Raw genomic sequence first — 14,783 nt, 5'->3', positions numbered from 1 at the left:
TGCCACGCCGGAAGAGACTGAAATCAGTTGGAAACGGCGTGCTTATCTCCTTCGTCAGCCGTAACAACGACCTGGAAGGATATTGGGCACTCGGCAAGCTGTATGCTCATGCGCTCAGCCATGCCACCAATACCGTCGAGCTCGATCTCCTGAGCGGCCAGCTGATTCCAGCGGATGCCCAGTTCGCGGCAATGATCCATACTTACTCGCGCATGTTTGCCAGACTGCTGCGTGGACTAGGGATGCCGCACGACCGGGTCCGCGAGGCGAGAATACGGGTCCAGTTCGATGTACCTGTCCAGCAAGGACACTATCCCCTGCAATCCTACGCGAAACCCCTCGAAGCCACTCTCGACATAAGAGACCTGGGCGGCAGCACGTACTCCCTCAAGGCGCTCAGTTGGTGCCATCCGCACGACCCGCACATCGAAGCACGAAGTACCCGCGCCACTGTGGAAAAGTGAGTATTTTAGTCGCACACCCCGCTGGTATGCTGATGCTTATTAGCAACTTTCAAGCATGAGCATCCATGCAAACCTTTCTCCGCTGCGGATTTCTCGCGCCCCTGCTGCTCGCAGGCCAGACCGCGTTCGCACGCGCCCCGGACTGGCCGAGACTGATTGGCGGGACCCGTACCGAATGCTCCCAGGCGATGACCCTGGCGAAGCTGGCGTTCCATTCCAGGGAGTACTTTGTTTTTGACCTGCATACGATACCCGATCGCTTTCCTTCGAAAGTGTTGCTTCAGTCTGCCAACGAAGGTGACGAAGTAGTTGCAGACTCATCGGCATTCGATGAACTGGACTCGACGCCTCCCTTCCCCCGCAAGCTGTACTGGGGCAAGCGCTTGATCGACGGTTACCGTCTGGCCCTGATGGTGCGCGGACATCCTTGGCGGGAAGACCGGTACGAACTCTATGTCGCCGATTCGGCTGCCCCGCCTGCAGCAGTTCTGCGCAACTGGCAATCACCGCCGGATGCGCAGGTACGCTCGATCGTTGCTGATGCAGCGGTAACCCCACGCATCTACCGCACCGGCACGCAGCAAGGGGTCTGGGCGCTCTCCTTCGGCAACAGCGAGGAGCCGCTCGACTCCTGGAAGATATGGGTGCCAGCAGCGGATACCTTGCGGGAGGCGTGCTCGATTCAGTTCCACCCAGCGGGCAAGCGTACTGTCTACCTGTTGCCGCATCCCGTGCGCGAGCTGGAGCATTTACTGGACCAGACCATGGGCAGCGGACGATACGACGGCAGCCTGCATTCGACCGCCCTTTTGCGCCAGGCAGCCGCACACACATGGGGCAACGCGGCCCTGCGCCCGTGGGCGGTCGCGTCGCGACGCGGCGTGTACAACACCCGCAAACAAATCGACGCGGCGCTGGACAAATGGGCTACGGAACGCCCGGGTAATCGTCAATTGCTAACTGCAATCCGGCGCCAGTATCCCCTCGCGGAGCGGGCGCTCGACCTATACTATCAGCAGCGCTTCGGGCTGGTGCCTGCCCTTGCACATCGTGCGGCCGCCTACGTACTTGACTTGGCATACCGGGAGCACTACACGTTCTCGCGACACGATGCTGAGTCGCACAGCGACGCTGAAGCTAAAGCGGACGCGGCTGCAAATCCCTGGCCATCGCATTGACCAGCCACGACCGCTTCATTCGCCCGACGTCATTACAGACACCCTCCTGCCCGTCCGCTATTATTTCGTTATAACAACTTTTAAAGGGACGACAATGCGGACCTGGGCCAAGAAACTCGCTCTGACCACACTCGCGCTGCTGGCTTGTGCCGCGCACGCTGCCGACAAACGTCCAGTACTGCTGACCGCCGACCGTGTCTGGACCGGCGAAGGCGCGCCGCATGCCGGATGGGCAGTGCTGGTGTCGCAGGACCGCATCCAGGCCGTCGGCCCGGCCGACAAGATCAGCGTCCCGGCCGACGTCGAGCGCGTCAACCTGCCCGGCCGCACGTTGATTCCCGGCCTGATGGACCTGCACTCGCACGTCCTGCTCCACCCTTACAACGAAGTGACCTGGGACGACCAGGTGATCAAGGAAGCGCCGTCCTATCGCACCATGCTGGCCGCGCGCCACGCCGCCGACACGCTGCAGGCCGGATTCACCACCCTGCGCGACCTCGGTACCGAAGGCGCGGCCTACGATGACGTCGGCATCAAGCGCGCCATCAACGAGGACGTGCTGCCGGGTCCGCGCCTGTTCGTCGCCACCCGCGCCATCGTCGCCAGCTTCAGCTACGGTCCGGCCGAGCGCAACTATCGCCCGGACATGGACCTGCCCTACGGCGCCCAGCAGTGCACCGGCGTGGACGAATGCGTGAAGGCGGTGCGCGAACAGTCCTCGCACGGCGCGGACTGGATCAAGTTCTACGCCGACTACCGCACCGGCGTGGACGGCAGCACGCGGCCGACCTTCACGCTGGACGAGATGAAAGCGATGGTCAACGCGGCCCACGTCACCGGGCGCAAGGTGGCGGCGCATGCGGCGTCGGACGATGCGATCCGCATGGCCGTGCTGGCGGGCGTCGACACGATCGAACATGGCTACGGCGCGTCCGAGGCCACGTTCAAGCTGATGGTCGAGCATCGCACCGCTTACGTACCGACGCTGACGGCGCCCGAGGCAATCGGCGAATACTTCCAGCACTACACGCGCGGCGGCACGCCGACGGCCGGCATGCAGCAGGCGATGCACGCGTTCCAGCTGGCGCGCAAACTGGGCGTAACCATCGGCAGCGGCAGCGACGTCGGGGTATTCGCCCACGGCACCAACTACCGCGAGCTGGAATGGATGGTCAAGCTGGGCATGACGCCGACCGAGGCGCTGCGCGCGGCCACGGCAGTGGCGGCGCAGATCCTGGACAAGTCGAAGGACCTGGGTCAGCTCAAGCAAGGCATGCTGGCCGACGTGGTGGCCGTCGAGGGCGATCCGACCGCCAATATCGAAGCGCTGCGCAAGGTCAGCTTTGTGATGAAGGGGGGCTCGGTCTATCGTCGCCCGACGCCTCAGCCCTGAATCGCCTCCAGCGGGCTGCGCAGCCGACGCGCGCCGCCAAGATGTCAATGGCTGTGCGCCAGCAGCGCCGGCGCCACCTGCGAGCGGGTGAGTCCCCCCTTGTCGAGCCAGCGCCGCGTCTGGTCGGCCGCGCGCTGGATGAGGTCCGCGGCGTGGGAGAAATCGTATGGTGATGCCGCCAGGGGGCACAGCGGCGGCACCATGATGATCTGCGCCAGCCCCTGGCAGCGTTCGAACTCGCTGGCCAGCTGGTGTGCGATGACCAGGGTGACGGCGTGCAGGATGCTGGCGATGGCGCCGCGCGGCGGCGCCTCGAGGGCGCAGGCGAATCCCGTGGGTAGCACGATCATTCGCCGCGCCCCGAGTTCGAGGGCCACGCTGATCGGCGTGTTGCTCGCGATCGCTCCGTCGATCAGGAAGTGCTCACCGATGCGCACCGGCGGGAATACTGCGGGAATGGCGCAGCTTGCGAGCACGGCCTCGACGACCGGGCCGCGCGAAATCGTCACGGTGCCGCCGCCGAGCTGGTTGGTGGCGACCATGTGCACCGCAATGCGTGCGTCCTCCAGGGCCTGGTACGGCAGGCATCGCTCGAGCAGGCCGCTCAGCCCGGACGGGTCGACCGTGGAGCCGTCACCGTTCTTCAGCCGCAGCAGGCTGCCCCATGCGAGCGGAAACACCGTGCTGCGGCGCATGCCGCACCAAATGGCGGCCAGCCGTGCCAGGCCATCCGCGTCGGGCGCCCCGGCAAAATAGGCGCCATTGATCGCCCCCACGGAAGAGCCCACCACCAGGTCCGGAACCAGGCCGTACGCGACGAGCGCCTGCAGCATGCCGACCTGGATTGCGCCGAAACTTCCGCCTCCGGCAAGTACCCACGCGGTGGGCGACCCGGTCGTATCAGCCATTAGACGCTCCGAAGCGGCGTCGGCCACCAGCCCGACCATCCAAAGTGGCGGCACGGTCGTGGGCCGACGAGTGCATCCATGGTAGCAGCAATGCCCAAAGCCGAGCATCCTGAGGAAAGTAGCACTTTCTTCCAAGCAATCGCGCGCGGGCCACGAAAAGTCAGGCGTACGATGGTCTGCGGGTTTTCCACAATAGCCCGCCCTCAACTATTCATGGATCATGGCGTAATCAACAATTCGCCTGAAGAGCTGACATGAAAAAGCCAATCTATAAAGTCCTGTACGTCCAGGTGCTGTTCGCGATCATCGTGGGCATCCTGCTGGCCGTGTACGACCCTGGCCTCGCGGCCAAGATGAAGCCATTGGGAGACGGCTTCATCAAACTGATCAAGATGATCATCGCCCCGGTCATCTTCTGTACCGTCGTGTCCGGCATCGCGGGCATGCAGGACATGAAGAAAGTCGGCCGCGTCGGCGGCAAGGCGCTGCTGTACTTTGAGATCATCTCCACTTTCGCACTCCTGATCGGCCTGATCGTGGCCCACCTGGTCCAGCCGGGCGCGGGCTTCAACGTCGATCCGACCACCCTCGACACCAAGTCGATCGCCGAATACACGGCCAAGACTCATTCGCTGTCGACCGTCGACTTCCTGATGAACATCATCCCGAGCACCTTCGTCGATGCTTTCGCCAAGGGCGACATCCTGCAAGTGCTGCTGATCGCGATCCTGTTCGGCTTCGCGCTGTCCATGCTCGGCGAGCGCGGCCGCCCCATCGCCCGCTTCATCGACGACCTGTCGCACGTGATCTTCGGCGTGGTTGGCATCGTCATGAAAGCGGCCCCGATCGGCGCATTCGGCGCGATGGCCTTCACCATCGGCAAATACGGCGTCGCCGCCCTGCTGCCGCTGGCCAAGCTGGTCGGCACCTTCTACCTGACCTCCTTCCTGTTTGTCGTGCTCGTACTGGGCACCGTCGGTTACTTCACCGGCTTCAACATCTTCCGCTACCTGTCGTACATCCGCGAAGAACTGCTGATCGTGCTGGGCACCAGCTCGTCGGAATCGGCGCTGCCTTCGCTGATGCGCAAGATGGAAAAGCTGGGCTGCTCGAAATCGGTGGTGGGCCTGGTGGTCCCGACCGGCTACTCGTTCAACCTGGACGGCACCAACATCTACATGACGATGGCCGCCCTGTTCATCGCCCAGGCCACCAACACCCCGCTGACGCTGACCCAGACCCTGACCATCCTCGTGGTCGCGATGCTGACCTCGAAAGGCGCATCGGGCATCACCGGCGCCGGCTTCATCACCCTGGCCGCAACGCTGGCCGTGGTCCCGACCATCCCGGTGGCCGGCATGGCGCTGATCCTCGGTATCGACAAGTTCATGAGCGAATGCCGCGCACTGACCAATATCTGCGGCAACGGCGTGGCCTCGATCGTGGTGTCGAAGTGGGAGGGTGAACTCGACCACGAGACGCTGCAGCGCGAGCTGAAGCATCCGAGCCATCTGGAAGAAGACAAGGAAATGTATCCGGTCAAGGAAGCTGCCTGATCGTTCTTCCAGCCGCACAGCAACAAGCCGGGTTCGCCCGGCTTTTTTATTTGATGCGGAAGATGACGTCGACCTGCACCGCAAAGCGCAGCGCGGCGACGCTGGCGATATTGGGCTTTTCCATGCGCTTGGGGCTGCCGGCGCGCGAACGGTTCGTGAAGTCCGAGGCGAACAACCCCATGGCATTGCTCAGGTTCTTCAACGCGCCCGTGGACACGCCCGTCACGGGGCCGAGCTTGCGGCCAAATCCGGCCGCCATCGCTTCGGCGTGCTTGCGCGCGTCCTTGATCGCTGCGTTGGTCAGCTCCATCTCGACCTGCTCCTTGTCCGCCGGCGCAAAATCGGTGGCGAAGTTGTCGAGGTTTTCCATCCCGACCAGGCCGCCGGCGATGGCCTGCCACTTGCTCAGGTCGCGCACGTTCAGGTGAACCGAGCAGCGCACGTCGTAAACCTGGCTGCCTTCCTTGATGGACTGGCGGACGTCGCGCAGCATCACGTCTTCGGCTGGCAGGCCCTGCTCCTGCACCAGCGCCTGGATCTGGGCGATCCGTTCATCCACCGTGGCGCGCGCCTGCGCCGGATCGGCGTTGGTCGCGACAATCTCGAAATCGAGCTCGCCCAGGTCGGGCGGCACGAACTGCATCGCGCTTCCGGTGATGTGGATGAACGGGTACTCCGGCAGCTGCGATGCCGAAGCGGCGAGCGGAACGAACAGGAAGGCGAGCAGCAGGATGGACTTCTTCAGCATGTGGTCTCCTCTTTGAAAATCAGTCTTTCAGGGCGAGCGCCGGCGACATGCGCGCGGCACGCAGGGTCTGGCGCGTGGTAGCGGCGATGCCGACGGCAGCGATCAGGGCGAACGCAAGCACGAGCGGCATCTGCCCCATCGGCGCGCGTTCGACAAAACCGGCCAGGTAGCGTTCGATGCCGAGCCAGGCGAGCGGCAGCCCGGCCAATGTGCCAAGTGCCACCAGTACCCCGAACTCGCGCCCCACCAGCCGCGAGATGTCGCGCCCGCGCGCCCCGTGCAGCTTGCGGAGCACGATCTCGCGCGAGCGGCGCTCCACGCTGTACGCGGCCAGAACGTAGATGCCGAAGCTCGCCAGTGTGGTCGCCACGATGCTGGCCAGGCCCAGGATCTTTGCCAGCCGCAGGTCTTCGTCGTAGTTCTGCGCGAAGATCGACGCAGCCGATTCGATATCGGGCGGGTCGTTCGGGAAGTGGCGCGTCCACGCGGACTCGATCGCGTTGCGCACGGCCGCCAAGTCGCCCGCGGCGCGCACCGTGAACACGTTCAGCTCCTCTCTCACCCGGAACATGATCGGGCCGGGCTGCTGCTTCATGGTCTGGAAGCGGAGTTCGGGAACGATGCCGACGATGCGTGAGTTTTTGCCGAACACCTGGCCGACCGCCGCCTCAGGCGAATCGTAGCCCAGCGCCTGCGCAGCCCGTGCGTTGAGCACGACGTTATCGGCGCCGGATCGGTCCAGCGACTCGTCGAACAGGCGGCCAAGCAGCGGCCGCACTCCGTAGACCTTGAAGAAATTCGCACCGACCGCCTTGAACTCGAGCTGCACCGGCGCCTGTCCCGGACGTTCGATCGCGACAGTCGATTTCATGCCATCGCGCCCGATCGCCTCGTCCGACACCGTGACGCCCGCGACACCGGGCAAGCGCGCCAGGTCGTCACGGAAGGCCTGCGCCGCCGGCGCCGTGCCGCCGCCTGGCGCGGCCACCACCAGCAAATGCGCCGGATCGAAGCCCGGATCGGCCTGGCTTGCGTAGCGGGTCTGCCAGCCTACCGCAAGCGTCGCCGCAATCAGCGCGATGGCCACGCCGAACTGCAGCACCGACAGTACGCGCCGCAGCCGCGCACCGGCCGCGGTTTCGCCATTGCCGCGTCCCTGCAGCGCGACGCTCGCGGGCAAGCGCCGTGCCAGCACATAGGGATACAGGCCGGCCAGCATGCCGGTCGCGGCGCCCGTTGCCAGCATCAGCAGGCAAGCCTGCGTCGACATCATCGCCGCGAGCGGCCGGTTCACAAGCGTGGAGAACAGCGGCAGCACCAGCCACGCGAGCGCGAGGCCGATCACCGTCGCCGCCATCGACACCACCAGCGACTCCGCCATGAACTGGCGCGCCAGCGCCCCCGGACTCACGCCGAGTGCCTTGCGCATGCCGATCTCGCGCCGCCGCGCCGCCGTACGGATCGCGGCGAGGTTCACGTAATTGGCCGTGGCCAGCGCGAGGATCAGCACGGCCAGCGCCGCCAGCCCAAGCACGCCGCTCCTGCTGCCGTAGCGCCGGCCGCTGCGGCTCGCGAGCAGGTCCGGATCAAAGTACAGATCGGACAATCGGGCCAGCCCGATCGAGCTGACCGGGCCGCCCTTGGCCAGCTGGCGCAGGCGCAGCGGAAGCGCTGCATCGCGCTGGTTGATCGCTTCCTGCAGCACCGCCTGCAGTGCGCCGGGCTCGAAATCCGGCGCTGTCTTCACGTACACCGTGGCGCGCGTCCAGATGTTGGGCGCCCCGCCGGCGAATGAATGCTGGCCGGCGCCGACCAGCGCATCGATGTCGACACTGGTGTTGGCCGGGAGGTCCGGCAGGACCGCGCGCACCTCGTAGGGCTGGCCGGCGATGCGCACCACCTTGCCGAGCGCGTGCGGATCGCCGAACAGTCTGGTCGCAGTCTCGCGGCTCAATGCGATGCCATCCGGACGAGCCAGCGCCGCCGCGGTGTCGCCTTCCAGCGCGCGGATGCCGAAGAAACCAAGGTAGTCGCCGTCTGCCACCTGCACGGTCAGCGGCACGAGCCGCGAATCGAGTTGCGCCGCCACGTCGTAGGACTTGGCCGTGGTGGCGCTCACCGGCAGGCCGCTGTCTCGCACCGTCCGCGCCAGGTCGCGCGTAGCGATGGGCTGCCAGTCGGGACGCGGGAGGACATTGGCCCGTTCCTTGACGAGCCAGATCCGGCCGGCATCCGGGATCGCATCGTTGTAGGTGAAGGCGTAGCGCACCAGCGCAAGCAGCAGGAAGCAGGCCGCGAAGCCCACCGCCAGACCAAGCACAATCACGGCCGAATAGCCGGGCTGCCGCGCCAGCAGGCGCCAGCCGATACGGAAATCGCGCAGCTTCATACATCGCCCCAAAGTAGACAATGATGTCTATGCTATCCCCGGCGGTGTGCTTGCGGCAAGCACATTTTGTTAAGAAATGCGCTAGACATCCAAATCTAGACAAGCTACTCTAGGCGCGCGTTTACTTATTTTGCGAGCCCTGCGCCATGGCCAAATCCCCCGCCCTCCCCAAGCCGACACCGGCTGAACTCGACCTCCTGCAGACCCTGTGGCCGCTTGGCTCGGCCACGGTACGCCAGGTGCATGAAGCGATGCAGCAGGAGCGTCCGGACGTCACCTACGCCACCGTCCTGCGCCTCATGCAGATCATGCACGGCAAGGGCCTGCTGCTGCGCGACGAGAGCGGACGTTCGCACGTGTACGCACCGGTCTACACGCAGGACTCGCTGCAGACCAACCTGCTCAAGGACCTGATGCAGCGTGCATTCGCCGGCTCGGCCAAGGCGCTGGTGCTGGCCGCGCTCAAGACCGGCATCTCGAAGAAGGAGCGTGACGAAATCGAAAAGCTGCTGAAGGATGACGAGAAATGAGCCCGGCCATGAACGAGCTGTTGGTGGCTATAGGCTGGACTCTCCTCGATTTTGTGTGGCAGGGTGCGCTGGTGGGCTGCATGGTCGCCCTCGGGCTCACGGCCTTGCGCGGTGCGAGGCCGCAGCTGCGCTACCTGGCCGCGTGCAGCGGTTTGATGGTATGCCTGCTGTGGCCCGCGTCGGGCCTGGTGAAGCGCCTCGTTACGCCCGCGGCAGGCGCCTTCGCGCGGGCCGGCGCGGCACACGTGGCCGGTCTGGCGAATATCGCCACCGGGGCCGACATGCTGGCTTGGCTGCAGGCTAACATGGCCATGCTGGTCGCCGCCTGGGCAGCGTGCGTGCTGGCGCTCGCGCTGAGAATGGCGCTTGGCCTCGCGTGGATCAACCGGTCCGCGCGGAGCACCAGCACCAGCCACGCGTGGCAGGCGCGCCTGACCCAGCTGGCGGCGCACGCGGGCATCGCGCGCCCTGTGCGCCTTCGCATCGTCGAAGCGCTGGCCAGCCCAGTCACCGCCGGCTGGTGGCACCCCGTCGTGCTGGTGCCCGCATCGCTGGTTTCCGGCATGCCGGCGGAGCTGCTCGAAGCCCTGCTCGCGCACGAGATCGCGCACATCAGGCGCCACGACTACCTGGTAAACCTTGCACAGAACCTGGTCGAGACCATCCTGTTCTACCACCCCGCCGTGTGGTGGATCTCGGGCCGTATCCGCGCCGAGCGCGAACAGATCGCCGACGACATCGCGGCGCGTCAACTGGGCGACCCGAAACGCCTCGCGCGCGCCCTGTCGGAACTCGAAAAACGCCAGTTCGGCTCGCGCCAGCAGCTCGCGCAGGCGGCCAGCGGCGGCGACCTGATGGCGCGCGTCCGGCGCCTGCTGCGGCCGGACACGCCATCGGCCGGCTGGACCTCGCTGGTCCCGCTGCTGGGCATCGCGATGCTGTGCGCCGCCGCGTATGCGAACAACGCACCGGCGCCGATCCGTTTGCCGGTGGCCGCGACTCAGCGCCCCATCGTCGATTTCAGCACCTGCACCAAGCCGATGTACCCGAAGGCGGACCTGCAGGCCGGCCATGAAGGCACCGTGACGCTCATGTTCCTGGTCGGCGCCAATGGGAAGGTGGAGCAAGCAAAGGTGACACGCTCGAGCGGGTATCCCAGCCTGGATGCCTCGGCGCGCGACGCGATCGCCCAATGCCGCTTCGTGCCGGCGACCAGCCACGGCCAAGCAGTCCAGATGTGGGTCCCGGTGGCCTACCAGTGGCTGCTGAACTAGACCTTAAAAAAACGGAGACAGTCAGTCAAATAAGAAAACGCGCAGGCGGAAAATGCCAGCGCGTTTTTGCTTTCGGCGGCGGGCCGAGCCCGCTCTCGTCGCTCAAACAGCCGTAAAGTCCAGCTCGCAGCCAGTCTTTTCGGCGACTTCTTCCTTGCTCACACCCGGCGCCAGTTCAACCACTTTCGGGCCGGTGTCGGTGATGTCGATCACGCACAGGTCGGTAATGATGCGATCCACCACGCCCACGCCGGTCAGCGGCAGGTCGCACTTCTTGAGGATCTTGTGGCTGGTGCTGCCATCCTTGGCGGTGGCGACGTGCTCCATCACCACGACCACGCGCTTGACGCCGGCCACCAGGTCCATCGCGCCACCCATGCCCTTGACCATCTTGCCCGGAATCATCCAGTTGGCCAGGTCGCCCTGCTGGGACACCTGCATGGCGCCAAGGATCGCCAGGTTGATCTTGCCGCCGCGGATCATGCCGAAGGAATCGGCCGAGCTGAAGTAGGCAGCGCCCGGCAGCGCGGTCACAGTCTGCTTGCCGGCGTTGATCAGGTCGGCGTCGATTTCGGCGTCGGTCGGGAACGGGCCGATGCCAAGCAGGCCGTTTTCGGACTGCAGGAACACTTCAATACCAGGCGGGACGTAGTTAGCCACCAGGGTCGGCAAGCCGATGCCGAGGTTGACGTAGAAACCGTCCTGCAATTCCTGGGCCGCGCGCGCGGCCATTTGATCACGAGTCCATGCCATGTTTTTCTCCGAAAGCTGGTGTCAGTTGGAACGCACGGTGCGCTGCTCGATGCGCTTTTCCGGGTTCGGGTTGTGAACGATGCGGTGCACGAAGATGCTCGGGGTGTGCACCTGGTCCGGATCGATCTCGCCGATCTCGACCAGCTTTTCGACTTCCACGATGCAGACCTTGCCTGCGGTGGCGACGTTCGGGTTGAAATTGCGCGCGGTCTTGCGGAACACCAGGTTGCCCGCCTTGTCGGCCATATAGGCCTTGACCAGCGATACGTCCGGCAGCAGCGAGCGCTCCATCACATACATTTCGCCGTCAAATTCGCGGGTTTCCTTGCCCTCGGCGACGATGGTGCCGTAGCCGGTCTTGGTGAAGAAGGCCGGAATGCCGGCGCCGCCGGCGCGCAGCTTTTCCGCCAGCGTGCCCTGCGGAGTGAATTCGAGTTCGAGTTCGCCCGCCAGGAACTGGCGCGCGAATTCCTTGTTCTCGCCCACATAGGACGAAATCATCTTTTTGATCTGGCGCGTTTCGAGCAGTTGGCCAAGGCCGAAGCCGTCGACGCCGGCATTGTTGGAGATGGCAGTCAGGCCCTTGACGCCCGAATCGCGCAGCGCCTCGATCAGCGCCTCCGGAATGCCGCACAGGCCGAAGCCGCCGACGGCGATGGTCTGGCCGTCTTGCACGACACCGGCGAGCGCCGATGCCGCGTCAGGATAAACTTTATTCATACCCGTCCCTTTAATAGTTGAGCAGCACGCTCTTGCTAACCGCAGAGTAAAATCTGAGCATAAAATACGCCCGGTCAAAGCACAATACCGTAGAAATACCGGTCATCGACAACCCTGGGGACACGCGATTTACATCAGATGAACGCATCATACGCCATTGATTATGAGATGATTTTCCAGCATGCCCCGGTCGGCATGTGCATCTCCGTGAACCGTGTGATCCAGTCGTGCAACCACGCGCTGGCCTCGATGTTCGGCTACCGGAAACCGGAGCTCGACGGGCAGTCGTTCTCGGTGCTCTACCCCACCATGGACGAGTTCCTGCGCACCGGCGACCGCATCATTCCGATCATGAACGCGAAGGGCCGCTACTCGGACGAACGCATCATGCGCCGCGGCAGCGGCGAGCTGTTCTGGTGCCACGTGACGGGCCGTGCGCTGGACCCGGCCGAGCCGCTGGGCGCGGGCGTGTGGACCTTCGAGGATGTCAGCGAGAAGCGCCCGGTAACGGCCGAGCTGACGCCGCGCGAGCGTGAGATCGCCGCGCTGCTGGTCGAAGGCAAGACCAGCAAGCTGATCGCTCGCGAGACCGACCTGTCGCCGCGCACGGTCGAAATGCATCGTGCCAAGCTGATGCGCAAGTTCTCGGCCGCCACTTCATCCGAGCTGGTGCACAAGCTGGTGGGCGTTACCCGCTGATCCGGGCAGCTGGCGTGAGCATCTCCGCGATGTCCGGGTCTTGGCTGAACGCTTCCTCAAAATAATTCACGAAATGCTGGACCTTCAGCGATGGCCGCCGTGCCGGCTGGAACACCACGTTCAGCGGCAGCGTGGGCAGGCGGTAGCGGGTCAGGATGCGCTTGAGCCGGCCGGCGCGCAGGTCGTCGCCGTAGATCCACGCCAAGGAATAGCTGATGCCCAGGCCGTCCACCACCGCCTGGCGGATCGCCTCGGAGCTGTTCGAGCGGAAATTGCCGTCGACCCGCACCACGATGTCTTCGCCGTCATCCTGCCGAAAAGTCCATTCATTGATGCTGACGAGGCCGGTGTAGACCAGACAGCGATGTTTCAGCAATTCGAGCGGATGCGTCGGTTCGCCGAATTTTTCAAGGTAGGCCGGCGAAGCCAGCACGGCACGGTGCGCGGTGCCGATGCGGCGCGCGATCAGGCGGCTGTCGCGCAACTCGCCTACACGAAAGGCCAGGTCGGCGCCGGAAGCCACCAGATCGACAAAGCTGTCGTCCAGTTGCAGTTCGACCTTGATGCGCGGATAGCGTTCGTAAAAGCCGGCCAGGCGCGGCACGATGTGATGGCGGCCGAAAGAGACCGGCGCGGCGACCTTCAGCGTGCCGGAAATCTCGTGTTCCGTGGAATGGACCTCGACCCGCGCCTCTTCCAGCGTATCCAGGATCTGCCGGCAGCGCTCGTAGTACAGGCGGCCGGCTTCGGTCAGCGAATGGCTGCGGGTGGAGCGCACCAGCAGCTTGGCGCCCAGATAGGCCTCCAGCGCCTGCATCCGCTTGCTGATCGCGGACTGCGTCGTCAGTGTTTCGCGCGCGACGGCCGAGAAACTGCCGGTCTCGACCACGCGCACGAAGGTTTCCATCATCCGTAAGCGATCCATTCATTCCTCCTTGGAATAAATTATATCGCTGAACACCCCTCTTTAAGAACGGACGGAATAGCCATAATTTGATGATGGGCGAGCCCGGCTGCCGGGAACCCGCACCGAATTCGATACGAGAAATGGACGGAAAAAAATGACGACTGACGCAAGCAAGCTGTTTCAACCGACCCGCATCGGCGACATCGAGATCGCCAACCGCATCGTGATGGCCCCGCTGACCCGCAGCCGCGCCGACGAAGCGGCCGGCGACATCCCGGGCAGCCCGATGAACATCGAATACTATCGCCAGCGCAGCAACGCCGGCCTGATCATCAGCGAAGGCACCCAGGTCTCGCCGATCGGCAAGGGCTACATGGCAACGCCCGGCATCTATTCCGATGCCCAGGTGGAAGGCTGGAAGCCGATCACGCAAGCTGTGCACGAGGCCGGTTCGAAAATCGTGGCGCAGATCTGGCACGTTGGCCGGATCACGCACCCGGAACTGACGGGCGGTGCGCAGCCGATCGGCCCGTCGGCGATCAAGCCGAACATCGTCGCGTACACGCGCAGCGGCAAGGTGGAAGCACCGGAACCGCGCGAGCTGTCGCTGGCCGATATCAAGCAGGTGGTGGACGAATACCGCCGCGGCGCGGCCAACGCGATTCGCGCCGGATTTGACGGTGTCGAGATCCACGGCGCGAATGGCTACCTGATCGACCAGTTCATGCGCGATGGCGCCAACCGGCGGACCGACGAATATGGCGGCTCGGTGGAAAACCGTGCGCGCTTTGCGCTGGAGGTGGTGGATGCGGTGGCGGCCGAAATCGGCGCGGGCCGGGTCGGCATACGCCTGTCGCCGGTTACGCCGTCGAACGACATCACGGACAGCAATCCGCAGGCGGTCTTCGGCTACCTGGTCGAGGAACTGAACAAGCGCGGCATCGCCTTCATCCATTTCGTCGAAGGCGCCACCGGCGGCGCACGCGATCTGCCGGGCTTTGATTTCGCCTGGGCGCGCAAGGCCTTCAAGGGCGCGTATATCGCCAATAACGGCTACACCCGCGACATGGCGATCGAGGCGGTCGAATCGGGGCATGCGGATGCGGTGGCGTTCGGACGGCTGTTCATCGCCAATCCGGACCTGGTGCAGCGGCTCAAGTTCAATGCGCGGCTGAATGTGCCGAATCCGCAGACCTTTTATTCGCCGGGGCCGGTGGGTTATATCGATTATCCGGCGCTCGACCAGGCGGCGTAATAGTCAAGA

Annotated in this window: 14 protein-coding genes; 8 read left to right on the top strand and 6 right to left on the bottom strand. The window is 64.6% G+C overall.

Annotated elements, in window-relative coordinates:
* The first annotated feature begins 38 nt into the window (after nucleotides 1–38).
* The 3 genes from NX778_RS02880 (at nucleotide 39) to NX778_RS02870 (ending at nucleotide 3,035) form a co-directional block, all read left to right on the top strand.
* The gene (locus tag NX778_RS02880) at nucleotides 39–464 is read left to right on the top strand and encodes a hypothetical protein (RefSeq protein ID WP_258810171.1); all 426 of its coding nucleotides are present in this window, start codon (nucleotides 39–41) and stop codon (nucleotides 462–464) included.
* 65 nt (nucleotides 465–529) lie between these two features.
* Entirely contained in the window at nucleotides 530–1,642 is a 1,113-nt protein-coding gene (locus tag NX778_RS02875) for a hypothetical protein (protein ID WP_258810170.1), read from the top strand.
* Between the two features lie 94 nt (nucleotides 1,643–1,736).
* Complete coding sequence (locus tag NX778_RS02870; protein ID WP_258810169.1) at nucleotides 1,737–3,035, top strand: metal-dependent hydrolase family protein; 1,299 nt, start codon at nucleotides 1,737–1,739, stop codon at nucleotides 3,033–3,035.
* 44 nt (nucleotides 3,036–3,079) lie between these two features.
* Here NX778_RS02870 and NX778_RS02865 read toward each other — a convergent pair whose 3' ends face one another.
* Nucleotides 3,080–3,943 carry a patatin-like phospholipase family protein gene (locus NX778_RS02865; RefSeq protein WP_258810168.1) on the bottom strand — a complete coding sequence of 288 codons (864 nt, stop codon included), beginning with the start codon at nucleotides 3,941–3,943 and terminating at the stop codon, nucleotides 3,080–3,082.
* 254 nt (nucleotides 3,944–4,197) lie between these two features.
* Here NX778_RS02865 and NX778_RS02860 point away from each other — a divergent pair, with 254 nt between their 5' ends.
* Nucleotides 4,198–5,499 carry a dicarboxylate/amino acid:cation symporter gene (locus tag NX778_RS02860; protein ID WP_258810167.1) on the top strand — a complete coding sequence of 434 codons (1,302 nt, stop codon included), beginning with the start codon at nucleotides 4,198–4,200 and terminating at the stop codon, nucleotides 5,497–5,499.
* A gap of 46 nt (nucleotides 5,500–5,545) precedes the next feature.
* Here the strand turns inward: NX778_RS02860 and NX778_RS02855 are convergent, their stop codons facing one another.
* Both NX778_RS02855 and NX778_RS02850 read right to left on the bottom strand, forming a co-directional pair.
* Nucleotides 5,546–6,247: an SIMPL domain-containing protein gene (locus NX778_RS02855; protein ID WP_258810166.1), complete on the bottom strand. Its 702-nt coding sequence runs from the start codon at nucleotides 6,245–6,247 to the stop codon at nucleotides 5,546–5,548.
* 19 nt (nucleotides 6,248–6,266) lie between these two features.
* Nucleotides 6,267–8,636: an ABC transporter permease gene (locus tag NX778_RS02850; RefSeq protein WP_258810165.1), complete on the bottom strand. Its 2,370-nt coding sequence runs from the start codon at nucleotides 8,634–8,636 to the stop codon at nucleotides 6,267–6,269.
* 146 nt (nucleotides 8,637–8,782) lie between these two features.
* On the opposite strand from NX778_RS02850, the gene NX778_RS02845 reads away from it, so the two are divergent.
* Nucleotides 8,783–9,166, top strand: coding sequence for a BlaI/MecI/CopY family transcriptional regulator (locus NX778_RS02845; RefSeq protein ID WP_258810164.1), 384 nt, complete (start codon nucleotides 8,783–8,785; stop codon nucleotides 9,164–9,166).
* Between the two features lie 8 nt (nucleotides 9,167–9,174).
* On the top strand, nucleotides 9,175–10,440 hold the full coding sequence (locus NX778_RS02840; RefSeq protein ID WP_258810163.1) for a M56 family metallopeptidase: 1,266 nt from the start codon (nucleotides 9,175–9,177) through the stop codon (nucleotides 10,438–10,440).
* Between the two features lie 102 nt (nucleotides 10,441–10,542).
* Here the strand turns inward: NX778_RS02840 and NX778_RS02835 are convergent, their stop codons facing one another.
* Both NX778_RS02835 and NX778_RS02830 read right to left on the bottom strand, forming a co-directional pair.
* Nucleotides 10,543–11,193, bottom strand: coding sequence for a 3-oxoacid CoA-transferase subunit B (locus NX778_RS02835; protein WP_258810162.1), 651 nt, complete (start codon nucleotides 11,191–11,193; stop codon nucleotides 10,543–10,545).
* A 21-nt stretch (nucleotides 11,194–11,214) separates the two neighbouring features.
* Nucleotides 11,215–11,913 carry a CoA transferase subunit A gene (locus tag NX778_RS02830; protein WP_258810161.1) on the bottom strand — a complete coding sequence of 233 codons (699 nt, stop codon included), beginning with the start codon at nucleotides 11,911–11,913 and terminating at the stop codon, nucleotides 11,215–11,217.
* Nucleotides 11,914–12,051: 138 nt separating this feature from the next.
* On the opposite strand from NX778_RS02830, the gene NX778_RS02825 reads away from it, so the two are divergent.
* Complete coding sequence (locus NX778_RS02825) at nucleotides 12,052–12,612, top strand: PAS and helix-turn-helix domain-containing protein (protein ID WP_258810160.1); 561 nt, start codon at nucleotides 12,052–12,054, stop codon at nucleotides 12,610–12,612.
* On the opposite strand, the gene NX778_RS02820 is transcribed toward NX778_RS02825, so the two are convergent.
* Nucleotides 12,602–13,537 carry a LysR family transcriptional regulator gene (locus NX778_RS02820; RefSeq protein ID WP_258810159.1) on the bottom strand — a complete coding sequence of 312 codons (936 nt, stop codon included), beginning with the start codon at nucleotides 13,535–13,537 and terminating at the stop codon, nucleotides 12,602–12,604. The genes NX778_RS02825 and NX778_RS02820 overlap by 11 nt on opposite strands.
* Nucleotides 13,538–13,673: 136 nt before the next feature.
* Here NX778_RS02820 and NX778_RS02815 point away from each other — a divergent pair, with 136 nt between their 5' ends.
* Nucleotides 13,674–14,774, top strand: coding sequence for an alkene reductase (locus tag NX778_RS02815; protein WP_258810158.1), 1,101 nt, complete (start codon nucleotides 13,674–13,676; stop codon nucleotides 14,772–14,774).
* Nucleotides 14,775–14,783: the final 9 nt, after the last annotated feature.

The sequence above is a fragment of the Massilia terrae genome (assembly GCF_024753145.1).
GTDB lineage: Bacteria > Pseudomonadota > Gammaproteobacteria > Burkholderiales > Burkholderiaceae_D > Telluria > Telluria terrae.
The sequence above is the reverse complement of the archived record's forward strand: the minus strand, read 5'-3'. Positions and strand labels throughout refer to the sequence as shown.

What these genes read in the sequence shown, in the direction of transcription:
- NX778_RS02875 (WP_258810170.1), top strand. Translation starts at nt 530, where the DNA reads ATGCAAACCTTTCTCCGCTGCGGATTTCTCGCGCCCCTGCTGCTCGCA.
- NX778_RS02870 (WP_258810169.1), top strand. Translation starts at nt 1,737, where the DNA reads ATGCGGACCTGGGCCAAGAAACTCGCTCTGACCACACTCGCGCTGCTG.
- NX778_RS02865 (WP_258810168.1), bottom strand. Translation starts at nt 3,943, where the DNA reads ATGGCTGATACGACCGGGTCGCCCACCGCGTGGGTACTTGCCGGAGGC.
- NX778_RS02860 (WP_258810167.1), top strand. Translation starts at nt 4,198, where the DNA reads ATGAAAAAGCCAATCTATAAAGTCCTGTACGTCCAGGTGCTGTTCGCG.
- NX778_RS02855 (WP_258810166.1), bottom strand. Translation starts at nt 6,247, where the DNA reads ATGCTGAAGAAGTCCATCCTGCTGCTCGCCTTCCTGTTCGTTCCGCTC.
- NX778_RS02850 (WP_258810165.1), bottom strand. Translation starts at nt 8,636, where the DNA reads ATGAAGCTGCGCGATTTCCGTATCGGCTGGCGCCTGCTGGCGCGGCAG.
- NX778_RS02845 (WP_258810164.1), top strand. Translation starts at nt 8,783, where the DNA reads ATGGCCAAATCCCCCGCCCTCCCCAAGCCGACACCGGCTGAACTCGAC.
- NX778_RS02840 (WP_258810163.1), top strand. Translation starts at nt 9,175, where the DNA reads ATGAACGAGCTGTTGGTGGCTATAGGCTGGACTCTCCTCGATTTTGTG.
- NX778_RS02835 (WP_258810162.1), bottom strand. Translation starts at nt 11,193, where the DNA reads ATGGCATGGACTCGTGATCAAATGGCCGCGCGCGCGGCCCAGGAATTG.
- NX778_RS02830 (WP_258810161.1), bottom strand. Translation starts at nt 11,913, where the DNA reads ATGAATAAAGTTTATCCTGACGCGGCATCGGCGCTCGCCGGTGTCGTG.
- NX778_RS02825 (WP_258810160.1), top strand. Translation starts at nt 12,052, where the DNA reads ATGAACGCATCATACGCCATTGATTATGAGATGATTTTCCAGCATGCC.
- NX778_RS02820 (WP_258810159.1), bottom strand. Translation starts at nt 13,537, where the DNA reads ATGGATCGCTTACGGATGATGGAAACCTTCGTGCGCGTGGTCGAGACC.
- NX778_RS02815 (WP_258810158.1), top strand. Translation starts at nt 13,674, where the DNA reads ATGACGACTGACGCAAGCAAGCTGTTTCAACCGACCCGCATCGGCGAC.